This window comes from Leptospira selangorensis (genome assembly GCF_004769405.1).
Lineage (GTDB): Bacteria > Spirochaetota > Leptospiria > Leptospirales > Leptospiraceae > Leptospira_B > Leptospira_B selangorensis.
In genome coordinates, this window is record NZ_RQES01000018.1 from 394,359 (window position 1) to 418,620 (window position 24,262).

Here is a 24,262-nt window from a genome sequence, read left to right on the forward strand (position 1 = left end):
ATTCTTAAGCCCCGACAGCAACTACAGTTACCGGTTTTTCTTTTCCTTTTACTTGTACTGGAGGAAGTGTCTCTCCTCTGAAATTTGCACCTGCAAGTTTCCAGGTTTCTTCGGAGACTAAAAGTTCTTTTCCGAAGTTTTTAGTAAGAGATTCAATTCTGGAAGCAGTGTTAACCGCGTCTCCGATGACTGTGAATTCAGAACTTTTGCTCGTTTCTATATTCCCGGAGAATACTTCTCCCGTATGAATTCCAATTCCGATCCTTACAGGTTCTAATCCTTTGGCTCCTCTTGCTTTATTAAATTCTCCTAATTTTTCTAACATCCTTTGCCCGCTTTGTAAGGCGCGAATCGCGTCCGAGGCAGGGTCAGCGGATGGATAAGGTGTTCCGAAGGTAGCCATGACAGCATCTCCCATATATTTATCCAAAGTCCCGCCGAATTCAAAAACACAATCGGTTAATGTTTCTCTAATGGAAGAAAGGAATCTACTTAATTCTAATGGATCCATATTTTCTGAAAGTGCTGTAAAGTTGCGGATATCAGTAAAGAGTATTGTAGCAGTTTGCCTTCTTCCCTCCAATACATTTGGGTTGGTCATCATTTCTTCCACCATTCCAGGGGAAAAATAACGAGAAAGTAAGGATCTTTGTGCTTCTCCTTCTCCAATTCGTCTGATCATGATCAAAGTTCTCAAGATCCCAAAAGCAAAGAAAAATGCCAAGATCAAATAGACCATAGGTCTTCCGAATAATGCGTCTGTGACGAGAACATTCGGTCCCATTACATAATCTCCCCAATCTTTCGCGAATACCATCTTGTCGTATATTAGCGCATAGGAGAAGATTCCGAAATAAACCAAATAGAATAAGATAACACTTAAGACTACGTATCTTAATCTGAATTGGATCAATGAAAACGCAAGTGGGAAGAATAAGAAATTCATGATAGGATTTTTAATTGCGAATCCAAGATCGAATGAATTTTGATGAAGGGTATAATATAATAATAAGGAGCTGATCACGAAAAAGTCCGAGACCAATGCTAAATAAGAAAAACCTTTAATCGCCCAATGAGTGCAGGTCCGTATTACATATGTGTGCCCGATCGTAACTGCAGTGAAAATTCCAAATGCGATCCCGTTTACGAGCGCATCTCCACTTTTCCAGTTTAAGGCCAACTGAGCCGCGAAAAATATTAGAAGCAGGTATCGGAAGGCGTTAGATACATATGCGCCTATGATTTCTTCGTTTTCTAAAACCTTACGGACCGAATCGTCCATTTTACTTCGATCAGTTATTTCCAGAATATTACAAAGAAACTTAGGTAGATAATCTTTGATAGGCATAGCTCCCTAAAATACTCCTTTCCATTTTTGCTTCAATCGTTTCTTATTGTTTTCGACTGAATCGAATAACAAAAGGAATGTTATAATTCCGAAATAAAAACCAGAATCAGTGGAACTTTTAGATAAGAGCCTGGTCGGCTCTTGAAGCCCGAGACTAAATACTTGTAGATAACCAAGGTTTTGGAACGGACTATAAAACCCAGATCAATCAATCTTGGGCAGAACAGGATGGAAGAATGAACCATAGAGTTGCAATCATTGCGGGCGGAACTGGGCTCGTCGGCGGAGAACTTGTGCAAGAATTATTGATAGATCCGTCCTGGGATAAGGTTTATCTTCTGGTCCGAAAACCTTTGGAATGGACTCATTCCAAATTGGAATTGATCCTTGCAGATTGGGAAAAGCTGAATGAGTTTCCTCCAGGTGTGACGGATGCGTTCTGCACTTTGGGGACTACGATCGGCAAAGCGGGCTCTAAGGAGAATTTTAAAAAAGTAGATTTAGAGTATCCATTGCGTTTTGCTAAAGTCGCAAAGGAGAAGGGCGTAAAATCTTTCTTTATAGTAACTGCACTGGGTGCAGATCCAAATTCTTTCGTATTTTATAATCAGGTAAAAGGAGAAGTAGAAGAAGAAATTTCCAAACTTGGCTTCGAAACTTTCGGGATTTTCAGACCTTCTCTTTTAGAAGGAGATAGAAAAGAATTCAGGTTAGGGGAGAAGATCGGGTCTAAACTTGCTTTTTTGATCAATCCTCTACTTTTGGGCCCGCTGAAAAAATATAGATCCATTCATGCAAAGACGGTTGCTAAGTCCATGGTGAACCTAGCCTGGTCGGGTAAAAAAGGAAATCATATTATAGAATCGGATAAGATCGCAACATTAGGATCTTCTTCCGCTCGAGGGAATCTAGAAAATTTAATATAGTTTTGATTAAGATTTTCCGTTTAATCTTTTTAAGATCTCGGAAGCGTTTTCGTTTTGAGGGTCTAATTCGAGGCTTAGTTTAGCATAGTTAACCGCTTTTTCTGATCTTCCCAATTTCAGATTTAAATCGGCGATATGTGCTAGATTTGCCGGGATCCCTGGATTACGAAGTTGTATCCTTTCTGCGAGCTCTAAAGAACGATTGTAATTTCCGATCTTTTTGAAACAAAAAGAAGCGGTATAGATTATATCTGTATCACCTGGATTTTCCTCCACATAGGAATCCATAAGAGAACAAGCCTCTTGATAATTTCCATTTCTATAATGGAGTCTGATTAAATCCCTCTTTAATATTTGGTTTTCCGGAGAAAGGTTTAAGGCTTCTTCTATTGTAAGAATTGCTTCAGGGATATTTTTATTCCTTAAGAACTCTCTTGCTTTTTTGCTTAGATTATGGACTCCCTTTCCGGCCTTTGTTTTATTTAAGGATTTGCCTGGATCATATTCTATCCGCAAAAGTGAAAGATCGTCTGTAATCCTTCCTCTTGATTCCAAATTGGATAGAATAGTTTGAAGATTACCTTCGGAAGATTCTACTATTTTCATAAACAAGGATTCATCCTCGTTCATTGTTTTTTCTCCCGATCTTGTAGGGATCTCTAAATCGTCTCTTCCGTCGGATCCTATCACTAAAATATCTGCCGGCTGGAGTCTGAAAATTTTTACACTTAAACTTCCTTCCATGCCTGGAGTTCCTAATTTTCTATATTGCAAACTTTCTTCTAGGAAAGAAGCTTTTCCATCTCTGTATAAGACGGACCAAGGATGTTCTGCATTAATATAGTATAATATGCCTGCCTCTTCATCTAAAACACCTAAGACCATAGAAACCAACATACTTCCGTCGAAACCTTGGAATAATTTATGCAATTCAGTAAATGCATTCTTTATCCATTTTTCGGCGTAAAGAGAGTAGGTATTTTCATTCGTTAAAGTTCTTTGTAGAATGGAGTGGAATGCCGCTCCAAGAACAAGAACCCCACCTGCTCCTTGCAGAGATTTCCCCATTGCGTCCGCGTTTAAGAATACTGTGTATTCCTTTCCTCTTAGAAGGATTTCTTGCGCGATACAAATGTCTCCGCCTATCTCACTTTCTTTTCCTTTAAATACGAAGTTCTTCTTTTGTTTAATTAGAAAATCGACTTTTGCTTTTCTTCCAGTGGTTCGATTGATCCCTAAAGGTTTGATTAAAAGAGAAGTAAGAAAATAATCCCCATCCTGTTGTTGTTTAAGTTCTTCTACGGTCCGTAATGTTTCTCTGAGTTCAGAAGTTTTTTCTTCTACTAAAGACTGTAGATGTTCCCTGATCCTTCCTATCTCTCCTGTGGCTTTCGCGAAATCATTCGCAAATCCTAAAAATTCCCTATCGATCGAGACTAAAGGAAGTTTTCCTGGCCCTCCAGCGGCAAGATCATTTGCAGATTTTCCGATCTGCTCTAAAGTAGTAGAGATGGATTGGAAATATAGAATGATCAGTGTGGTTGCTGCAAAAAAGGTTAATCCGATAAAGAATGCGATCTCTAAATAAGAATCCGGTCTCAGGCCTACGTAAACCGCTAGGATTGTGAGAGATAATAATACTAAAGAAAGTAAAAATCCGAATTTCCCTTTAAGACCTAAAAATCCGGAAGGGAAATTGGAAGAATAAGATCTACTAAGCAAAACTTTCTTTAACATTACCCTTTTTGGGCCGGTTATATAATCGGTGATTATATAACTAAATCCGCAATATACAAAAACCGCAGCAAGCCATCCTAAGAATATATATAAAAGTTCCTTTAAGTTATAATCAAATAACAAATAGGGAATAACGCTGGAGAGAAGGACAAAACTTCCGTAGCAGAATGCGGATATCATGTTATGTAAAGGAAGGCGTATCAGATCAGATAAAATTACATCCAACTCTTCCGAGGAGTTCCTACGTATAGAATGAGTTGGATTCAGTGTTCTGTTGATCCTTATGATATGTGCTTCAATTCCTGAAATGCCTATTGGTGCGAGCAATCCATATTGGACACCATGTAATATAGTCACAAGTAGGGTCGCGAATACAAAACAAAGGACGATTATATAATGGGTTTGAAAAGCAAACATCGGAATGGTAGCAGATCCGAAGAAAAAGGCGTAAACCGCTCCAAACCAACCACCCGCTAGGGAGAATGCTACAATGGAAAAAGTATAGGAAATCTTTTTGTGAATCGTCTCAAAAAGACGATAAAAATATCTCTGAGTCATCTCGATTATCCTGGAATGTTCCGGATCTTTATGGAATACAGAAGAATAAGACGTAACGATCCTTCTGAACATATTTTGCAATGAAAGAAATTTTTTCCTACTACTCTTTATCTAATGCAGAATAATTTATAGAAAGATGTGGATATCATAAAGAGTATTACGTCGATAAGAATCGATTGGATTTTATTTTTGTGAACAGTTGTTTACATTCATTTGTCTTGATCGGATATTTTGCTTTCCAAATAGTCCGATTAAATTAATTTCTCCAAGATCTAAAAGGAAGGGAAGATGGATATTAAAGGTAAACGTATCGTGATCACCGGAGCCGCATCTGGAATAGGAAAGGAGACTTTACTCAAACTTCTTAAATTCGAAGGTGTCAAAATTTTAGCGGTAGATCTGGATCCTTCTCGCTTAGATGTTCCGGATAATAGAGTAAAAAAATTTAAATGTGATGTTTCTTCCTCGGAATCTGTGGATAAAATTTTTAAGGAAGCCGAAAAGGTTTTGGGCGGTATTGATATCTTTTATGCGAACGCTGGTTTTGCTTACTATGAGGAAATTAAAAAGCCTGATTGGAAGCGTATGGAGAAAATTTTCCAGACAAACGTCTTTTCAGCACTCTACGGATTACAAAAAGTCCAGGCAGAATATTCAAATCCTGTATATTATATCATCACCGCTTCAGCTATGAGTTTTCTTTCGATTCCTGGTTATGCGTTGTATTCTGCAACAAAGGCTGCAGTACATTCCTTTGCAGAAGCATTTCAGTTCGAATTAAAAAAACCTCATAAACTGATGATCGTTTATCCGATCGCTACTCGGACGAATTTTTTCGACTCTGCCGGTAAGAAGGTGCCTGTGCCTTTTCCTTCCCAGACCCCTGAGCAGGTTGCCTCAGCGGTTGTATCTGGGATTCGCTGGAATAGAAAGAAAGTATTACCTTCTAAAATATTTACCCTGATGATGTTCTTAGACAGATTTTTGATCTATCCACTTCGAATTTATCAGATCATTGAGAACTGGAAACGTAAACGAGCTCTAAACTAGGGCAGGGCTCTTTTTATTCTCAATACGGATTTTATTATATTCTAATAGAGCGGTACTATCTTGGTTATAAGAATGAACAAGAGCCACTCTTTCTCTTTTGGAGTCCCCATCCAACTTTTTCAGACCTCTTTCCAGGATCACTCCTATGATAACTCTGGTTGCGGATTCTACTAGCTCGAAAGCAACCTCATCTTTGGATGTTCCATTTCCGAGAGACAGATAAAGTTCATGGGATTCTTCTAATTTTTTGCGATTTTCTATCAATTCTATAGAAGGGGAGAAGCTGGACATTTCCTCGTCCAGATATTGTCTTAAGATACCTTTTGTTCCGAGACCAGTAACAATTCCTCCAATGGCTGCCACAACCTGCAATTGTGTGGTTCCTTCGTAAATATTAGTGATCCTCACATCTCTATAGATCCTGGAAATATCGTAATCGTAAGTGTAACCGGCTCCTCCGTGAATTTGGAGTGCGTCGAATGCGATCTTATTTGCCTGTTCAGTAATATAATATTTGGATAATGGAGTGAATAAATTGGCGAGTTTCTCCCATTTTTTGAGACCTTCGTCCTTTTTGATTTTCCTTTCGTCTATACCGGATTCTTTCATTTTTTCGGATTTCCAGTGATATAGGTCTATAGATCTGGAAGCTTCTTGTAAAATGGAACGCATTGCTAGGATTTCTTTGTCCATTAGATCCAGCATTTTTTTCACTGCAGGGATATTTCTGATCTTCTTGCCGAATTGTTCTCTTTCATCTGCATATTTTTTTGCTTCGTAATAGGCTGCGGCTCCGATTCCCATTGCCTGTCCTGCGATGGAAAGTCTTGCGCCGTTCATCATTGCCATGGAATATTTTACAAGTCCGTAACCTTCTTCTCCAATTAATATACCTGGAGTGTTTTCATAGACTACCTCGCAGGTGGGGGAACAATGTAATCCCATTTTTTTCTCTATTCCTGCTATCTCTACGTCTTCACTTTTTACTATAAAGAAAGAAAGCCCTCTTGCGCCGCTGGTTGGACTTCCTGTTCTCGCTAATGTAAGAATGATAGAAGGTTTATCATCGAATCCGCAGCCATGAGTGATAAATCTTTTGGTACCGGTAATTCTCCAGACTCCATCTTCTCCTTTGATAGCTTTTGTTTGTAAGTTGGGAAGATCTGATCCATAATTCGGTTCTGTGAGTGCCATTGCGCCGCATAGTTCTCCGGCTGCCATTTTAGGTACGTAAGCTTGTACCATTTCTTCCGAACCGAATCTTTCGATTGTCTCGGCAAGGTTCATACATCCTAAAGCGATCGCAAGTGAACCATCTGCTCTGGAAAATATTTCCATAAGCATTGCTTGGACTGTACAAGGTAGTCCCAATCCGCCATGTTTGCGTCCTATAGAATAGGGAAGAATTCCGGCTTCTTTCACCTGATTGACTGCGTTTATCATTTCCTTTGGGAATTTAACTTTACCTTTTTCGTATATTAAACCTTCTGCATCCATTTTTTGAGCGAAGGGCGCCACTTCTTTTCCCGCGATCTCTCCCGCAGATTCTAATACGGATCTATAAAATTCGATGGCTTCTTCTTTACTTCCCGGGGCTAATGAAAGTTCTTCTTTTCCGGTTTTTTCATATTCTTTTTTGTCCGAAAATCCTTGTTCGAAAGCTTCTACTACTTCTTCCCAGTCTATTAAGGATTCGAAATATTGTTTTAAGTCTTCGTTCTCTAAGAAATAATTATTTTCGAGCATGGATATTCTCCGAATAAAAATGAACTTTTGTTCAGTGTGATTACGTTTCTTAAGGAAGCCTTATTTTATGATTTGTATCTGGAAAGGGAAAAAAGAAAGGAATCTCTCCTTTTTTTAGAAATGAACAGTATTCGTTTAAAGGAGGCGCAGAGTTGAAAAGAGCTAAAGAGAGAAGAACATAAAAAAAGCCGCCGGTTTTACCCGACGGCTTTCGGCTTTAAGCAAAGCTGGGTAAGAAGGATTACTTCTTGTCTCCAGCAACTGCAGCTTTCAATTTTTCTTCTGCATCAACAGCCAATTTTTGCAATTCAGCTGGGTTTGCGTGAAGAATAGGAGAAAGACCTGGAACACCTGGAGGGCCAAGAACTCCAACAGTAGCTACGAAAGAACCTTTAACTTCGCCTACTTTGTAAGTAGTGAAGGTAATTCTGTATAAACCGCGAACTAAAAGTTTTTTAGTGTCGATGTTTTTAAGTTCATCCAAGCTTTTTGGAATATTAGGAATTTGGATACGAAGTAAAGAGTTGTACTTGTTGTGACGCTCTTCATTGTAAGTATCGTCTCCATCATCATTGTCGCCAAGATTTTGAAGAGCTTTTCCTTTAGCTGCTCCTTCGATTTGGTTCGGCATAATAGCTGCTAAGCGCTCTACGCGAATCCAAGTATCGAACCAGTTCGGCATGCTTTTTTCTTCTGGAGTTGCAGCTTTGAAAGCCTCGCTCTGGAAGTCGCCGCTAGATGGCTCACCAATTTCTCCGGTAGGGGAAATTAGACGAACACCTAATTCAACGATAGCTGCTGGAACCCAAACAAAAAGGAAATATGATTTCTTTCCGTTTACTACTGCGTCAGCGGCTTGTCCTGGTTTGATGTATCCCCAATAGTTCACAGTTTCAGAATAAGGTGCGAAAAGCTTCTTAACTCCTACTCCTGGAATGTCTTGTTCTCCGACCGAGAAATTACTTTGTAGGCCGGGAAGTCCACCGATACATGCAGCAAAGCTGACCATTATAGCGGTGGAGATTATAAGGATCGAAGATTTTTTCATTCGAGAGATCTCCTTGGTATGGATTGCTCAAGATAGAGAAGAGATTCCTTTTTGTAAATCTAATTAATAAATTTTTGTTTCCTACGCCTCTTTTGCGGTGCAAAATTTTTACAAAGCGGTAATTTTACGTCTCAACAGGATCATATAACAAGTTCCATTTGGTAAGTAAAAAAATTTCCAGGTCTCTTAACAGAAACGTTTTGAATGAGGGGATGATGGATAGGTGATTTAGTTTAGTTTTTGAAAAGCCAGGACCAAAACCATTCCCAAAGATCCAATAACCAGGCAAACAATCTACCAAGGATCCCAGTATGGGAATACCTTCTTAATAGCTTTTGGGCCCTTTCTTGTTCTTCAGGGGTAAACGGTAGCCGTACATTGTTTTCTTCGGCTTCGATCAAAACTCTTTCTTTTTTACTTCTTACATCTACGATTCGAACATCAACATATTCCCAGCCCAGAAGTTTCACACATTCCAGGCGTCTTTCGCCAGAGACTAATTTATTGTCCAGGTCGATAATGATCGGATGCAAAAGCCCTAAGTTTTGTATGGAAGATTTGAGACCATGTAAGTCGCCTAAATCTTTACGAATGCGGTTCTTTACCTTAATATCGGAGACCCGAATTTTCATCTAAGAAATGCTTTTTTCACCGTATAAATCCTACAAATCAATTTCACAAGTTTTGACTAAATTTCCCACGGAACTCCTATTGGATTGGGAAAGGTCGGGTCGGATTCACTTGACAGTGACGACTTACATAGGTTTATAGTTTTAGGCGGGGAAGATTCTCCCCTTCGAAATAATTTTAACAGGAATTACAATCGAATGTCCCTTCAAGACTTCATCTTTACCTCGGAATCCGTATCGGAAGGACACCCGGACAAGGTTTGTGACCAAATTTCCGACGCAATTCTGGACGCTTATTTAGCTCAGGATCCAAAATCCAGGGTAGCCTGCGAAACTTTAGTGACTACCAACCTCGTGGTAGTTGCCGGAGAAGTAACTAGCAAGGGAAAAATCGACGCTGTAGAGATCGCAAGAAATGTGATCAAGGATATCGGATACAACGACGTTTCCTTAGGTTTTGACGCCGAGTTCGCTGTAGTTTCTTCTCATATTCATGCTCAAAGTCCTGACATTTCTCAAGGGGTTACCGAGGGAGAAGGTCTGTTTAAGGAACAAGGAGCAGGTGACCAAGGTTTGATGTTCGGGTTCGCTATCGACGAAACTCCTGAACTTATGCCTATGCCTATCTATTACTCTCACGAGTTAGTTAGATATTTGTCTGGATTACGTCATGACGGCAAATTGAAATGGTTACGCCCGGATGCAAAGTCTCAGGTAACTGTGGAATATAAAAACGGAAAACCTACTAGAATTGATACCGTAGTAATTTCTACCCAACATTCCCCAGATGTTTCTCACAAACAGCTTGAGGAATCTGTAATTGAAGAATGTATCAAGAAAGTAATCCCAGCCAACTTCTTGAAAGATACGAAATATTTTATCAACCCAACTGGACAGTTCATCATCGGTGGACCACACGGGGATACCGGTCTGACAGGACGTAAGATCATCGTGGATACTTATGGTGGTTATGGAAGACATGGTGGTGGAGCATTCTCCGGAAAAGATCCATCCAAAGTGGATCGTTCCGCAGCATACATGGGTAGATATATCGCGAAAAACGTGGTAGCTGCAGGACTTGCATCTCAGTGCGAAGTTCAGTTGGCATATGCGATCGGTGTTGCTGAGCCTGTTTCGGTTCATGTTGACACTTTCGGAACCGGTAAACTTTCCGAAGAAGAGATCGTAAAAAGAATTAAAGCAAACTTCAAACTGACTCCAAGAGGGATCACCGAGTCCTTACAATTATTGGAGAAGGGAAGAAAATACAGGGAAACCGCTGCTTACGGACATTTCGGAAGAAGTGGAGAAACATTCACCTGGGAAAGAACTGATAAAGCAGGAGCATTGAAAGGTTAATGGGAGCAGTATCCGCATCTAGCGCAGATCAAAAAGCAACCAGAGACGGTTATGGAGACGCATTACACGAATTAGGTGCAAAACGTTCCGATATCGTAGTACTAGACGCGGATCTTTCCGGTTCTACTAAAACCAATAAATTCTCAAAAGCATTCCCGGATCGTTTTTTCAACGTAGGAGTTGCAGAGCAGAATTTAGTGGGGCATGCAGCGGGACTAGCTCTTGCAGGTTACGTTCCATTTGCCTCTTCTTTCGCGATGTTTTTATCCGGAAGAGCATGGGAAGTGGTGCGTAATAGTATAGTTTATCCTTTCTTAAACGTGAAATTAGTAGCTTCTCACGGTGGAATTACAGTGGGCGAGGATGGAGCTTCTCACCAATGTATCGAAGATTTTGCCACTATGAGAGCCATACCTGAAATGGTAGTGATCTGTCCTTCCGATTATAACGAAACTAAACAGATCATCCATGCAATTGCGGATTATAAAGGACCGGTTTATGTAAGAGTAGGCCGTCCTAATCTTCCTTTGATCGAAAGAGAAAATTATAAATTCGAGATCGGAAAAGCGGAAGTGATGAGAGAAGGTAAAGACGTTCTTATCATCGCAAACGGAGTTCTGGTGAACGAGGCTATGATCGCAGTAAAAGAACTGGAAGCAGAAGGCATCCAGGCCACTCTTTTGAACATGGCTACGATCAAACCTATCGATAAAGAAGCTATATTAAAATATGCTAAACTTTGCGGTACTGTCGTAACTTGTGAAGAGCATAATGTGATCGGTGGACTCGGTTCCGCAGTCAGCGAATTTTTATCCGAAGAACATCCAGTTCGAGTTCTGAAATTAGGAATGAAAGACAGTTTCGGTAAATCCGGTACTTGGTCCGGGCTTCTGGATTATTTCGGGCTCAGATCCAAAAACATAGTGGAACTAGCGAAAAAAGCAGTCCAATCCAAATAACAAAAAACCCGGTGTTTTGCCGGGTATAAGTTTTTCGTGCCATGCCTAACTCACCCTCAATAGAAGAAACCACCACAGAAGATCCGGCGCAAATCGGCGGACCCTGGAGAGTGGTTTTATGGGATGATAATGAGCACACTTACGAATATGTGATTATGATGCTTATGGATGTTTGCAAGATGACTCCGGAGCAAGCCTTTAGTCACGCTGTAGAAGTAGACGCCCAGAAAAAGACGGTAGTGTTTGCGGGTGAGTTAGAACATGCAGAACATATCCAAGATCTAATTTTAAATTACGGCCCGGATCCGCTTCTTCCAGCATCCAAGGGTTCAATGAGCGCTACGTTAGAAGGTTAATTTTTAGCTGCGGTTTTCACGCGAAGCCGCAAAGACCGCGAAGTTATTTTTATTTTAATCCTTGGCGTTCTTGGCGACTTAGCGTGAGGAAAACTCAGTGTAAACTGAATTACTTCTTCTTAATTAAGATCTTTCTTTCGATTTCGAAAATTTTCTCAGGAAGTTTTTCCTTACCGTGTTTTTTCTTATCGTTCTCTTTTAAGAATAGATCCGCTCCGAATTTTTCAAAGGCATCGTTTGCTTTGATGTTTTTCAGACCGATGAATTGAAGATGAACTTCTCCCGCAGGGATTCCGAACTCTGTTCCTCTATCTTTTACGGAAAGAACCCTGGTGATTGCTGTCACAGTGTCTCCGCTGAAGGAAGGTTGAGTATGATATCCTTCTGTGAATCCAAGATCCCAGATAACATTTTCAGTTACGTCTCTGGAAGAAAGTCCACATAACCATGCGAATACAAGTCCTCCGTAAACGACCGGTTCTCCACCCATTGGTCCGGAAATTCCGGAAGAGTAAAGTTTGTCGTAATGAAGCGGGTGAGTGTTCCCAACTCTATAAGTCCAAGGGAAATGTTCGTCGGTGATTGTTCTTCCATTTTGGTGGATATAGATCTGACCTGCAGCGAAATTTTCGAAATAAGTATCTGTCCAGGTAGAAGTTTCGAAACCTTTTGGAAATTTTAACTCAGGAAGTTCGATCACTGGGCTATCAGTCTCAGGGAAGAAAGTTTCTTTGATCACCGGTTTTGGAGTTCCTTTCGGTTTTCCGTTAGAGTGATAGATCATGATCTTTCTTTCGTATTGGAGTACTAATTCTCTATTTTGGTTCAAACAGATTGTACGAACATGAACGATCCCCGGTTTATCCGCACCCTTATCATCTATTTTGATAATTTTGGTTTTAGCAGAAAGAGTATCTCCCGGATATACAGGTTTCAGGAATTGAACATCATAGTATCCAAGGTTCGCGAGTGCTTTTTCCGAATCGTTTTGAACTCCTAAAGAAAGTGCCACGTTGAACACCATCAAAGGAGAAACTAATAGATCCTTAAATCCATGAGCTTGTGCATAAGGAGCAGAAAGATAAAGTGGATTTGCTTCCATAAAAGTGGTAGCAAACTCTTGTGCAAAAGAACGATCGATTGTCAGTTCTCTTGGATGTTCGAAAATTGCACCTTCTGTAAATTCTTCCAGATATCTGCCGTAAATACCCCGTTTTACGGTTCCGGTTTCCACCGGAGTTTTGGGACCTAGTTCCGCGAAGGGGGAAGTAGGGATTTTAGCCATAGGAGAACTCCTGCTTCGTTTTTAGTTTCTTCCAGGATTTTGAGATCCTCCGGTCGGAAAAGGCTTTTTCCTATCAATAAGTCCCGAAATACCCGTCTAGTTGGCTCCTGGATCCGAAACGAAACTCTGAAATTTGGATCTCTTGTTTAGAAAGTTCGGGATTATTATCCTTCTCCCCAAACATATGATTCCAGGTGTTTACGTAGAGAATCGGCAGTGAGTTCAGATTTTCCAAATGGGAAGAAGAAAGTATCCGGTCTTTATGAACAACCGGGTCCTCTTGGAAGATCTGGTCTCCTGAGTAAACATTCTTCAAATCCAATTGGAAAGTTTTACCATCTGGTTCTAATCGGACTAAAAACGACTCAATGTCGTAGGTCCTACCATAACGTATCCTTCTGTAAATTCTATAGAAAAAATCCTTCCAGGCGCTTGGGTGGATCTCATCTCTAAACACAAGGCTAACCTCCCATTCAAATCCAATAGGAGTAATATTCGCCTGACAATAGATCCCTACCAGATCATTCCCAGTCTGCACATCTATCTCAGGCTGGGATAAAAGGAATAGATCCGACTTAGGACAAATTCCTTCTGTGGTTGGGAATACAGGCAAAGGGGGACTCGTGCAGCCTAAATAAAGAAAGAATAGCAGGATGAGAAGATAAGATTTCATGAGAGGGTCGGAATGGGGGAATTCGAATCAGTTTTTCAATCTTGTCAAGATGGAAAATAGGTGCTTTTCCATTCGGGAAGAGAAAGTCTGGAATCGATGAGTTCCTCAGTTCTATTCAGAGAATTTCCCCAAATTGCACTTTCTGCCCAAAAGGAGAAGGTGAGAGAAAAGATACAAAACACTAAAAAGGTTTTGGAAGAAGTTTTACAGAAGAAGGATGTAAATTACGAGTCCGTAATACGCCCTCTGAATGATTCCATGGAGGAATTACAGGAAGAGTTCACTGTACTTTCCCATCTAAATAGTGTTAAGAACAGCGAAGAAACCCAAGAACATTATACGGAGATACTTCCTGAGATCACGGAATTTTATACTGAACTAGGACAGAACGAAGAATTATTCAAATTATACTCTCAAATTTATGAGAAAGAAAAATCTAATTTAGACAGACCTAAGAACAAGGTTTTAGAAGATGCAATCCTTCAATTTAAATTGGGCGGAGTAGGTCTTCCTGAAGATAAAAAAAATCGTCTGCAAGAAATCCAACTTAGGCTGTCCGATCTTTCCAACCAATTCTCTCAAAATCTTTTGGACTCTACAAATTCTTTCGAAATGAAAATCGAATCAGAAGAAGATGTAAAAGAGATCCCTGAATCAGATAAGACATTATACAAAAACGAAGACGGGACTTATACGTTCACTCTTCAATTCCCGAGTTATAATTGTTATATGACTTACGGAAGTAATCGTTCCAAAAGAGAAGAATTATATAAAGCATATGTAACTCGCGCACCAGGAAACGGTAAAATATTAGAAGAGATACTGGCTCTCCGAGATGAATCTGCGAAATTACTTGGATATAAAAATTATGCGGAATCTTCTTTGGCGACTAAGGTTGCGGATTCTCCAGAGCAGGTTTTGGACTTCTTACAAAAAATTGGAAAACTAGCCAAACCAGTAGCAGAGAAAGAAATCTCAGAACTCAAAAAATTCGCAGAAACACTTGGAATTCCGGACTTCAAAGCATTCGACAGTGCGTATGTTTCTGAAAAATTAAAAAAGAAGGACTATGATTTTGATGAAGAGCTGACCCGTCCTTATTTCGAAAAGAATACTGTGGTAAAGGGAACCTTCTCTTTTTTGGAAAAACTTTTAGGAGTCCAATTCGAGAAGACGAATGCTCCTATTTGGGATCCTAAAACGGAAGTGTATCATGTAAAAAACGGCTCAGAAATTATCGCAAGACTCTATTTGGACCTGGAAGCAAGAAAGGACAAACAGGGTGGAGCCTGGATGAATCATTGGGAAACTAGAAATAAACTTTCCGGTAAAACAATCCTTCCTTCCGCATTTGTGGTTTGTAATTTTCCTCCTTCCAAGGATTCCGCTCCTTCTCTCTTAAACCATTCGGATGTAGTAACATTTTTCCATGAAATGGGACATGCACTTCATCACCTTTGTGCAAAAATAGAAGAGCCCCCGGTGAGTGGTATCAATGGGGTAGAATGGGACGCAGTGGAATTTCCTTCTCAGTTTTTGGAAAATTTCGCTTATGAACCTGAAGTTTTGGACTTCTTCGCATTCCATTATGAAACAGGAAAACCTATCCCGAAGGAACTCGCCCAAAAATTAAAAGATACTAAAAACTTTTTGGCCGCTATGGGAGTGGTTCGACAGTTAGAATTTGGAATTTTTGATATAAGGATCCATCTCCAAAAATATTCGGAAGAGGAAGTGCAAAATATTCTGGATACTGTTCGGAAAGAAGTAAGTGTACTTTTTCCTCCTGGATATAACAAGTTCCAGAATGGTTTCGGCCATATTTTCTCCGGAGGATATGCTGCAGGTTATTATAGTTATAAATGGGCAGAACTTTTAGCGGCAGACGCGTTTTTTGCCTTTAGATCCAAGGGAATTTTTGATACGGATCTTGCCGTAAAATATAGAACTGAGGTTTTGGAAAAGGGAGGTTCCGAAAACGCGATGGTGCTATTCAAACGTTTTCTGGGAAGAGATCCTGAGCCCGATGCTCTATTAAAACTCTATGATTTAGTAGCCTAACGGAACTAAGAAAGTTTTTTGCGGAAGTTTTGAAGCAATTGTTCCGTGCCTGAAAGTAGTAATTCTATTTGATCGGAATCGATATTATAGACCACATTCGTCTTTAAAGAATCTTTAAAGGCGTTTGCGTCTATCGTTTTCTGATCGTAACTATCCTTTAAAAAATTGTACCATCCGGCTAGGATCACTTTTAAGTGAGGAAGTTCTTTGATAGGGACCGAAATGACTTTCTCTGCTTCCATAAAGACACCAGCAGGTTAATTTGCGAACCGAACCAGTCAACCAGATTTTTTGCAACTAGGTTTGATCCGAATTTTTCTCAGGAAAAAACGCGGCGCACAAAATCTGAGATTTAGATCCGCTCTATTTGCGGAGTCTTTTTAAAGCTTTCATCACGACTGACTTTGGTTTGTCCACTTTTGCGGCATTTGGATTCTGCATCATCATATCCAGATATGCTTGTAGTCCCGAAATTTCAAAAAGTGGATTCGGAGAGATCCAATCAGAGATATGATCGTTTATGATCTGAAAGGTGGCAAACGCAGAACAATCCGCTGCAGAGAATTCTTTGCCTGCAATATAAGGAGAAAATTTCGCCACTCTGGAAAGAGCCCTCGCTCCCTTTTGGATGGAGAGTTTTGTGAGTTCCACAGTTTCAGGTGAGATCGTTTTTCCTTCTACGATAGACTCGTACAATCTGCGTGCAGGGATATCTATATAATTTTCGATGAAGGATATAATTGTTCTAACTTCAGCCGCTTCGAATGGATCAGCCGGGATCAAACGTTTGGTATTCGGATAAGCATCATCTAAAAATTCCAGAATTGCCTGGGACTCTACCAGATATTTTCCATCTACTTCTAAGTAGGGGATTTTTCCCATCGGGCTTTTTTGTAGGAACTCCTCGTCTTGGGAGAATGGAGTGCGAATTTCTTCGAACTCCAAACCTTTTTCCAAAAGTGCCAATTTGACCTTATTCGTATAATTGCTGATCGGATAACCGTGAAGTTTTATCATAAGAGGCTAGGATCATCCAATTAGAAGCGGGATGGTAAAGTCTTTTTCATGACAGATCAGAAAGAAAGGGAACTTGTATGAATTTTCAATTTCTACTTTCCTGAAAGGAAATCTAAATCTAAAATTGGCTGCGAAAAAAGCGATTATACTCTTTCGAAAAGGAATCTTATAGGTTATGAAAAAAACAGCATTAATTACCGGAGCAAGTGTGGGCATCGGGTATGAAATTTCCAAATTGGCCGCAAAAGACGGTTACGATCTTATACTCGTAGCAAGAAATCTGAAAACATTAAACTCAGTAAAAAAGGAAATGGAAAGTTTGGGAGCGAATGTAGAAGTTCTTTCCGCAGATTTATCCGATCCAAAAACTCCTAAAAAAATTTACGACTTCGCTAAGAAGAAAAAAGCGATCGTGGATCTTTTAGTGAATAATGCAGGCTTTGGAACGAACGGAAAATTCCATTCTTTGGATCTAAAAGAGGAATTAGATCTTATCCAAGTTAATGTGACTTCTCTTGTAGAATTAACTCATTTGTTCTTGAAGGATATGAGAGAAAGACATACTGGAAAAATTTTAAATGTGGCTTCTACTGCTGCTTTCCAACCGGGTCCTATGATGACAAATTATTATGCATCCAAGGCATACGTTCTATTTTTCTCGGAAGGACTTGCGGAAGAAGTTCGTAAAGACGGTGTGAATGTTACTTGTCTATGCCCTGGGCCGACTAAAACCGAATTTTTCAAAAGAGCGGAGATGGATAAATCTGCGATCTTAAATAGCGGTCTTGTTCCTAAAGCGGATGCGGCTTACGTAGCAAAGGTAGGTTACCAAGCAGTAAAAGCAGGTAAGGCAGTTGTGATTTCCGGGGTAGCGAACAAGGTAATGGCACAATCCGTTCGGATCTCCCCAAGATTCCTTGTACGTAAATTGGCAAAATTTCTAAATACAGTAAACTAAATAGTAAGAGTGTGGGATATGCAAGAAACGATTTTGGACAAGGCGGTTCCTTTTTTCTTGGGACTTGCCTTGATAGAATTTATATGGGGAAGAAGGAAATCAGTTTATAGATGGAATGATTCTGTTTCCGATCTAGCAACCGGGATTTTATATTCTTTTACAGGGGTTATAATTACCTTAGGCGCCATTCTACTATATGATAAAATTAGAATATATTATTCTGTCCAAAGCCTTTTTCATTTGGGGGATTTTCCATCTTCTTCTCCTTTGATAAAAACTGCAGAGGGTTGGCAATTCAACCTAGAATCGTTTCTTGCATGGACATTTGTTCTCATCGCTGTTGATTTTATTTATTATTGGTTCCATAGAGCAACTCATGAGATCCATTTTCTATGGGCCTGCCATGTGACCCATCATTCCAGCGAAGAATTTAATCTAACTGTTGCACTTAGGCAGTCCATGTTCCAAAGGATCTTTGAATATGCTTTCAATCTTCCTTTGGCTTTGCTCGGAATTCCTTGGTGGATGTTCTTTATTTGCCATGGTATCTTGAAGATCTATCAATTCTGGGTCCATACTAGATTAATCGGTAAATTGGGTTGGATGGAAAAAGTGCTTCTGACTCCTTCTCACCATAGAGTCCACCATGGAAGAGATCCAGAATATTTGGATAAGAATCATGGCGGGATACTCATCCTTTGGGATCGTTGGTTTGGAACATACACGGAAGAGAAGAAGGAGCCGATCTACGGATTAACGGAACCTCTTCCTACATTCAATCCTATCTGGGCAAATTTGCATGTGTATATTTCTCTTTGGAATTTAGTGAAGGCCACCCCTAGTTGGAAAGATAAACTTCTTCTTCTGATCAAAAAACCGGACTGGAGACCTGATTCGTTAGGAGGAGAGAAGAAGGTCCCTGAAATAAACAGATCCACTTATACGAAATTCGATCCGACCATTTCTAGTTCCAGAAAGGTATATGGAGTTTTGCAATTTGTCGTTCTTGCGGGTCTTTCCGTCTATCTGTTGAAACTTATAAAATTGGGAAAGATATCTTTGGCTTTGTATTCAGGCTTTGGTCTTTGGTTCCTCTTTGCTTTTTTAAGTTTAGGTCTTGTATGGAACGGAAGGACTAAAATGGAAAAATGGGAAGTTCTAAAGTTCGTATTATTAGGTGTTCTGGTTTGGAATCTAAAATAGTCTCTTAGATTCTATCCTTTAGTTCGTGTAACAAACAATCCACATTCTCTCAGGCGAGGTGAAAAGCTTCGCTTGATCAATCTATACCTTCTTCTAAAGATTGCCTAGGAATCAAAATCCGAATTTGAAATAGAATATCATTGGGAGGCAAGCTTGAATTCACCGCTTCAATTCGAATTACCAGAGGAATTACAACAACTCAGAGAACTGGTCAGGGACGTAGTCAGAAAGGAAGTCGTTCCGAACAGAATGCACTACGACGAAAATAACGAGTATCCGAAAGCTATTTTACAAAAATTTAAAGAAGCAGGATTATACCAGGCATTGTTCGACGAAGAACATGGTGGACTAGGTTACGGAATGATGGGAGGTATCGTCCTCGCTGAAGAAGTTTCCTGGGGATGTTTAGGTGTGAACACCGCATTTACTTCTACAAAATTAGGCGCTCTACCGATCGATGTGGGAGGGACCAAGGCTCAAAAAGATAAATGGCTTCCTCTTCTTGCTTCGGGAGAAAAAACCGCTGCATTCGGTTTATCGGAACCTGGAGCGGGCTCCGACGTTCCTGCAATGGCTACCACTGCAGTGAAAAAAGGGGACCGTTATGTTTTGAACGGAACAAAACAATGGATCAGCAGTGCAGGCCAAGCTGATATTTATACAGTATTTGCGATGACTGATAAAGACAGAGGTCCAAGAGGGATTTCTTGTTTTATCATAGAAAAAGGAACCAAAGGATTTTCTTTCGGAAAGAAGGAAGATAAGTTGGGAATCAGATGTTCTGAAACAAGACAACTTATTATGGAAGATTGCGAGATCCCTGAAGAAAATCTTTTGGGCGGAAAAGAGAATATGGGATTCTTACATGCGTTCAAGACTCTTATACTTTCTAGACCTGCTGTAGCAGCAGGAGCAGTCGGTTTAATGCAAGGTGCATTCGATGCAGCGATCGAATATGCTAGGGAAAGGGAACAATTTGGGACTACAATCGCTTCTTTCCAAGCAATCCAGCATATGCTTGCCGACATGGCCATCAAGATAGAAGGATCCAGACTTCTGACTTATAAAGCGGGAGTGTATGCGGAGACTTTCCATAAGGATGCTGCAAAATTTTCCGCAATGGCAAAATGTTATGCATCCGATTCTTCCGTCCAAGTCGCGTCAGACGCGGTGCAAATTTTCGGCGGATACGGATATACCAAAGAATACCCGGTGGAAAAATTTTACAGGGACGCTAAAATCCTACAGATCTACGAAGGCACAAGCCAGATCCAGAGGAATGAAATTGCCGCAGGACTCATAAAAGATGCGGCGTCCAAAAACAAAAAAGGCTAAAATCCTCTTTTAGTCTCCGAGGGGAGAATTTTGACTTGCTTGCCGATCCGGTACGGTCAAACTTTTCCCTCCGGTTTTTTAGAAAGAGTGAAAGGGTTTTTGGACATCCAGAATTTTCTACCTTGGAGAGTTTTTTGTAAACTCTCGTTCATTCTTTTGACCCTTTCCATTTTTAATCCGATTTTTGCGTTCGATCCTTCTTCTCTTCCTTATGATGGGATCTCTTTGGTTTCTTACGCGGAGGTTTGGGTCGACGAAGAAGGGGATACCGGTTTCGAAAAAATGCAAAGGCAGGAGTTTTATCCTCTTCCTTCCGCGAGTTTAGGATATTCGGACCAGGCTCATTGGTTCAAGATCCCTCTTGAAAACAAATCTTCAAATTCAGTTTCCTGGATTTTGGAAATCCATTATAGCCAATTGGACAAGGCAGAATTATACCTGGCCTCCAAAGGGGACAAGGTTTTGTTTCGAGGAGGGGACAGAGTTCCTTTTAGCGAGAGACCTATCCAATATAGATTTCCTAGTTTTCCTTTGGAGTTAAAAGCAGGAGAGAAAGACACAGTTTATCTAAAGATCCAAACTAAAAGTTCGATAAACTTTGCTGCGTTCGCTTATAAGTCCGAGGACTTTTTCTCTAATATAAGTAATGAGCAGATATTACTTGGGATCTATTTCGGATCTCTTTTGGTAATGGCATTATACAATCTATTTTTGTTCTTATCCACCAAGGAAAAAACGTACTTAGCATTTTTCGGGTATGTGGGTGCCGGAGTGCTCGCTCAATGGTCACTTCACGGATATTCTTTCCAATTTTTCTGGCCGAACTCTGTAGTTTGGGCAAGCCATATCATCACTTCTTTTACTTTTTTGGTTTCAGGGACGACTGCGGATTTTATCCGACTTTATTTCGATGCTCCTAATAATTATCCGAACTCTAATAAGGTTTTAAAAGGAATATCAATTTTATCTTATGTACTTGTAGTAGTCGGATATTTTTTCCCGTTTGGATTTGCATTAGCACTTTATGTTTTTTTATCCACGATCACCTTGGCAGCAATCTTGTTTTTGGGCTTCCAAGGGTTTTCAAGGAATTTAAGGTCCGCACTTTTCTTTTTGGGAGCTTGGATCGCACTCGTTGCCGGAGCATTCGTATTTACTTTACGTTTTTCAGGGATCATTCCTCATACAATCTCTTTGGCGTATTGGGGAGTAGAGATCGGAACCGCGATGCATATTCTTCTTTTGGCATTAGCCTTGGCTGATAGGGTCAATGATCTGTCCAAAGATCTTTCTTCTAAGGTGGAGGATCTGAACGAGGCAAAACATGCAATCGAACAATCCGAGCTAAGGTTTAGGAATTTGTTTGAAGGAGCGGAAGAACTTCTTCTTACATTGGACCAAGAAGGGAATATCAAGGATGCGAACCGTACTCTTTCCAGACTCACGGGTTATAAACCTGCAGAAGTAGAAGGCAAAAATTTCTTGGATCTGATCTATACTCTGGATACGCAAGAAGGATCTATCGTACTTCTTCTTGCAAAAGAGAAATTAGAAGAACATTTAAGAACCAGGAAAACTGTGGAGTTCCATTCTGAATTCAAACAGAAATATGTAATGGAACCTAAACCGGTAAAGATCCGCCTCCAATCTTTTGAGAGTGAGGCGGGAAGGAAGGTATTAGGTAAAGTTTCTGAAATTTCCGAAGACATTCTGTCCCGCTTTTTACTCTCTGAAAGTATGCATTTTACTGTGAATAATTATCTCAGAAATGCGGATATCCTGAGTAGGCAGCTGACTTCTAATCTGAGTCAATTTGCCGGTTCCGAAGTGATCACTGCGATTCGTACATGCCTTAGAGAAGTTTTGATCAATGCGATCGAACATGGGAACTTGGGCATCAGCTTTGATGAGAAAACGGATGCGATGAAGTCGGGAAATTATATGGAGTTCATCCAAAAAAGACAAAGAGAGGCATTTTACGGGGCTAGGAACGTAAAAGTGGCTTATTCCCTGAATTCAAAACGGATCGGTTTCGAGATAGAGGACGAGGGAGACGGCTTTGATTTTAAGAAGGTGTTAAATTTGGACGGAGAAAAACTGAACGAGGAAAGTTATACTCATGGTCGTGGGATCATGATGACCCGAAAAGTTTTCGATGTGGTGAAGTTTAACGATAAAGGAAATAAAGTCCTTCTGATCAAATACCTCCAAAAACCTCTCAAATACAAAAGAGAGCCCAGTTCCTTAGATATTGATTAATATTTCCTAACTTATATTCTATAACCCAATTTTACAGTTGATTTGATCTTAGATCGGCTTAGACCATTGTTTCGGTTATAAGCCAGCGCCGAGAGGTTTAATCATTCTTATGAAACATGTATATCTGATCGTATTTCTTTTAATTCCTATGCAGATATTTTCTTGGGATCTGGAGAAGGAAAAAAACGGGATCACTGTCCATACTAGAACTGTGGAAGGTTCCGAATTAAAAGAGTTTCGTGGAAAAACAAAACTTAAAACTGATCTGAATACTGTGATCTCTTTAATGGAAGATAATCCGAATTACGTTACTTGGTTTAAAAATTGTAAACATGCAGAAGCGGTTAAGGTCCTGAATACGAAGGAAAAGTATATTTATATCCAGAATGGTGCTCCTTGGCCGGTGAATGATAGAGACTTTGTGATCCATACTGTTTTTAGTCAGGACAAAACTACCGGAGCGGTAACTTATTCGATCCGGCCTGTTGCAAATATAGTGGCCGAGAAAAAGGGACTAGTAAGAGGAACACTTAAGGGTTTTTGGAAATTTGTTCCGGTAGGAGACGAGATAGAAGTTACCTACCAGATACTAAGTGACCCGGGTGGAAGTATCCCTACTTCTATCGCGAATTTTGTGGTGGTAGATATTCCTTACGAAACATTAAGGAAAATGAAGGAAAAAGTGACCGAGTCTAAATATATTAACTCTCAAAAACACCCGGATTTGATCCTTCCAGTTTCTAACTAAGTATTAGGATTTTATAATTTATAATTCACGCCGAAAAACAGTCCGCCATATGCGGACTGCATGTCCAACTTTCTGGAATATTGGTTGGAAAGTAGTATATTGTCTTGGTTCGTAGATTCCGTAAGAGGAGAAAGTCTTCCATCCTGTCTTATATAAAATGAGGCAGTATCTCCGTTAAAGGAGCCGTCGAATGAAGTGATATTGATCCAGGCCAAATAAGTCCCGAAACTTAAACTAACTCTTTCATTGATCGGATGGATCAAGGAACCTTCTAATCTGAATTCTAATCCGCTTCCTCTCATATTTCCATTTTGTTGGTAATATTCTTTTCCGTTTGTGGCGTAACCTTTCGTTACCCATAATGCTCTTGTGATCCCGAGGCCAAGCCCTGTTTCCCAACGGAAGTATCTGTTCAGTCTACCTTCTTGCCAGACCATTCCTAAAACGTAAAAACTTTCCATTTCGAAATTCAGTTTAGTATAAAAAGGTTCGGAGGTAAGGTTAGTGAGATGAAATGGATCGAAATATCTATATCCGCCTATTATCCCGACCTTAAAATTTTCGCTTAGCCTGGTCCTGGCTAAAAATTCTCCTTGGATACTTCCTCTTGTGTTTTCTTGCTTTGTTTGGCTTGCCACTAGAGGATTCAAGTTGGAACTAAAACCGTTTAAATTCTGATCGAATCTGTTCGGTCCTCTCATTCCAAAGCCGAATCTGGCGCCGAATTCCCAAGTATCCGGAGTTTCTGGAGCCCTGTTTTCAGGCATTTCCTTCAGTTTAGGAGTGGTTATAACACTTTCTTCTGCACCCAAGGAAATCATTCCGAATACTAGCCCGGTCAGGATGATAGAATAGACACTTGCTCTTCTACCTTTAGGCCCCGACGACTTTTTAAAAAGGAGTGGTTTTGGGACTGGATGCGTGAAAACTGTGTAGGAGCCCGGCATGCTAGCAGAATTTTCCGGGCCAATAATTCTAAAAGCCTTTATTTTTAAGGAAAAGATGGA

General features: G+C 40.1%; 21 protein-coding genes. 11 read left to right on the top strand and 10 right to left on the bottom strand.

Features of this window, described 5'->3' with window-relative positions; translation table 11 throughout:
• Positions 1 to 4: 4 nt before the first annotated feature.
• Positions 5 to 1,348 carry an adenylate/guanylate cyclase domain-containing protein gene (locus EHO58_RS14275; protein WP_244241184.1) on the bottom strand — a complete coding sequence of 448 codons (1,344 nt, stop codon included), beginning with the start codon at positions 1,346 to 1,348 and terminating at the stop codon, positions 5 to 7.
• Between the two features lie 236 nt (positions 1,349 to 1,584).
• Between EHO58_RS14275 and EHO58_RS14280 the strand changes: the two genes are divergently transcribed.
• On the top strand, positions 1,585 to 2,274 hold the full coding sequence (locus tag EHO58_RS14280; protein WP_135680363.1) for an oxidoreductase: 690 nt from the start codon (positions 1,585 to 1,587) through the stop codon (positions 2,272 to 2,274).
• A 6-nt stretch (positions 2,275 to 2,280) separates the two neighbouring features.
• Here EHO58_RS14280 and EHO58_RS14285 read toward each other — a convergent pair whose 3' ends face one another.
• A complete protein-coding gene (locus EHO58_RS14285) occupies positions 2,281 to 4,641 on the bottom strand; it encodes a PP2C family protein-serine/threonine phosphatase (protein WP_244241199.1) in 2,361 nt (786 codons plus the stop codon).
• A gap of 216 nt (positions 4,642 to 4,857) precedes the next feature.
• Here EHO58_RS14285 and EHO58_RS14290 point away from each other — a divergent pair, with 216 nt between their 5' ends.
• Entirely contained in the window at positions 4,858 to 5,619 is a 762-nt protein-coding gene (locus EHO58_RS14290; protein WP_135680365.1) for an SDR family NAD(P)-dependent oxidoreductase, read from the top strand.
• Here the strand turns inward: EHO58_RS14290 and EHO58_RS14295 are convergent.
• The 3 genes from EHO58_RS14295 to EHO58_RS14305 all read right to left on the bottom strand — a co-directional run bounded on the left by EHO58_RS14295 (position 5,611) and on the right by EHO58_RS14305 (position 9,045).
• Positions 5,611 to 7,365 (bottom strand): acyl-CoA dehydrogenase family protein, encoded by a 1,755-nt coding sequence (locus EHO58_RS14295; RefSeq protein WP_135680366.1) that lies wholly within the window; start codon positions 7,363 to 7,365, stop codon positions 5,611 to 5,613. The two genes, EHO58_RS14290 and EHO58_RS14295, sit on opposite strands and share 9 nt — an antisense overlap.
• A gap of 241 nt (positions 7,366 to 7,606) precedes the next feature.
• On the bottom strand, positions 7,607 to 8,413 hold the full coding sequence (lipL32, locus tag EHO58_RS14300) for a major surface lipoprotein LipL32 (RefSeq protein ID WP_135680367.1): 807 nt from the start codon (positions 8,411 to 8,413) through the stop codon (positions 7,607 to 7,609).
• Positions 8,414 to 8,646: 233 nt separating this feature from the next.
• A complete protein-coding gene (locus EHO58_RS14305; RefSeq protein ID WP_086446566.1) occupies positions 8,647 to 9,045 on the bottom strand; it encodes a ParB N-terminal domain-containing protein in 399 nt (132 codons plus the stop codon).
• A gap of 195 nt (positions 9,046 to 9,240) precedes the next feature.
• Here EHO58_RS14305 and metK point away from each other — a divergent pair, with 195 nt between their 5' ends.
• The 3 genes from metK to EHO58_RS14320 are packed head-to-tail and all read left to right on the top strand — an operon-like array spanning position 9,241 to position 11,716.
• Positions 9,241 to 10,401: a methionine adenosyltransferase gene (metK, locus tag EHO58_RS14310; protein ID WP_100709548.1), complete on the top strand. Its 1,161-nt coding sequence runs from the start codon at positions 9,241 to 9,243 to the stop codon at positions 10,399 to 10,401.
• On the top strand, positions 10,401 to 11,360 hold the full coding sequence (locus tag EHO58_RS14315; protein ID WP_135626136.1) for a transketolase family protein: 960 nt from the start codon (positions 10,401 to 10,403) through the stop codon (positions 11,358 to 11,360). Before metK ends, EHO58_RS14315 begins: the two co-directional genes overlap by 1 nt.
• A 41-nt stretch (positions 11,361 to 11,401) precedes the next feature.
• A complete protein-coding gene (locus EHO58_RS14320) occupies positions 11,402 to 11,716 on the top strand; it encodes an ATP-dependent Clp protease adaptor ClpS (RefSeq protein ID WP_135680368.1) in 315 nt (104 codons plus the stop codon).
• A gap of 109 nt (positions 11,717 to 11,825) precedes the next feature.
• Here EHO58_RS14320 and EHO58_RS14325 read toward each other — a convergent pair whose 3' ends face one another.
• Both EHO58_RS14325 and lsa23 read right to left on the bottom strand, forming a co-directional pair.
• Entirely contained in the window at positions 11,826 to 13,001 is a 1,176-nt protein-coding gene (locus EHO58_RS14325; protein ID WP_135680369.1) for a MaoC family dehydratase, read from the bottom strand.
• Positions 13,002 to 13,074: 73 nt separating this feature from the next.
• A complete protein-coding gene (gene lsa23 / locus EHO58_RS14330; protein ID WP_135680370.1) occupies positions 13,075 to 13,674 on the bottom strand; it encodes a surface adhesion protein Lsa23 in 600 nt (199 codons plus the stop codon).
• A 96-nt stretch (positions 13,675 to 13,770) separates the two neighbouring features.
• Between lsa23 and EHO58_RS14335 the strand changes: the two genes are divergently transcribed.
• Positions 13,771 to 15,735, top strand: a complete 1,965-nt coding sequence (locus EHO58_RS14335; protein WP_208728813.1) for a M3 family metallopeptidase — start codon at positions 13,771 to 13,773, stop codon at positions 15,733 to 15,735.
• A 5-nt stretch (positions 15,736 to 15,740) separates the two neighbouring features.
• Here the strand turns inward: EHO58_RS14335 and EHO58_RS14340 are convergent, their stop codons facing one another.
• Both EHO58_RS14340 and EHO58_RS14345 read right to left on the bottom strand, forming a co-directional pair.
• The gene (locus EHO58_RS14340) at positions 15,741 to 15,977 is read right to left on the bottom strand and encodes a hypothetical protein (RefSeq protein ID WP_135626140.1); all 237 of its coding nucleotides are present in this window, start codon (positions 15,975 to 15,977) and stop codon (positions 15,741 to 15,743) included.
• A gap of 121 nt (positions 15,978 to 16,098) precedes the next feature.
• The gene (locus tag EHO58_RS14345) at positions 16,099 to 16,752 is read right to left on the bottom strand and encodes a glutathione S-transferase family protein (protein WP_135680372.1); all 654 of its coding nucleotides are present in this window, start codon (positions 16,750 to 16,752) and stop codon (positions 16,099 to 16,101) included.
• 175 nt (positions 16,753 to 16,927) lie between these two features.
• On the opposite strand from EHO58_RS14345, the gene EHO58_RS14350 reads away from it, so the two are divergent.
• The 5 genes from EHO58_RS14350 (at position 16,928) to EHO58_RS14370 (ending at position 23,255) form a co-directional block, all read left to right on the top strand.
• The gene (locus tag EHO58_RS14350; protein ID WP_135680373.1) at positions 16,928 to 17,710 is read left to right on the top strand and encodes an SDR family NAD(P)-dependent oxidoreductase; all 783 of its coding nucleotides are present in this window, start codon (positions 16,928 to 16,930) and stop codon (positions 17,708 to 17,710) included.
• Positions 17,711 to 17,728: 18 nt separating this feature from the next.
• Positions 17,729 to 18,913 carry a sterol desaturase family protein gene (locus EHO58_RS14355; RefSeq protein WP_135680374.1) on the top strand — a complete coding sequence of 395 codons (1,185 nt, stop codon included), beginning with the start codon at positions 17,729 to 17,731 and terminating at the stop codon, positions 18,911 to 18,913.
• 153 nt (positions 18,914 to 19,066) lie between these two features.
• Entirely contained in the window at positions 19,067 to 20,248 is a 1,182-nt protein-coding gene (locus EHO58_RS14360) for an acyl-CoA dehydrogenase family protein (RefSeq protein WP_008592059.1), read from the top strand.
• Between the two features lie 87 nt (positions 20,249 to 20,335).
• A complete protein-coding gene (locus EHO58_RS14365; RefSeq protein ID WP_135680488.1) occupies positions 20,336 to 22,507 on the top strand; it encodes a 7TM diverse intracellular signaling domain-containing protein in 2,172 nt (723 codons plus the stop codon).
• Positions 22,508 to 22,616: 109 nt separating this feature from the next.
• The gene (locus EHO58_RS14370) at positions 22,617 to 23,255 is read left to right on the top strand and encodes an START domain-containing protein (protein WP_135680375.1); all 639 of its coding nucleotides are present in this window, start codon (positions 22,617 to 22,619) and stop codon (positions 23,253 to 23,255) included.
• Positions 23,256 to 23,266: 11 nt separating this feature from the next.
• Here the strand turns inward: EHO58_RS14370 and EHO58_RS14375 are convergent, their stop codons facing one another.
• Positions 23,267 to 24,202, bottom strand: a complete 936-nt coding sequence (locus EHO58_RS14375; protein WP_244241185.1) for an LIC_11366 family protein — start codon at positions 24,200 to 24,202, stop codon at positions 23,267 to 23,269.
• Positions 24,203 to 24,262 lie beyond the last annotated feature (60 nt).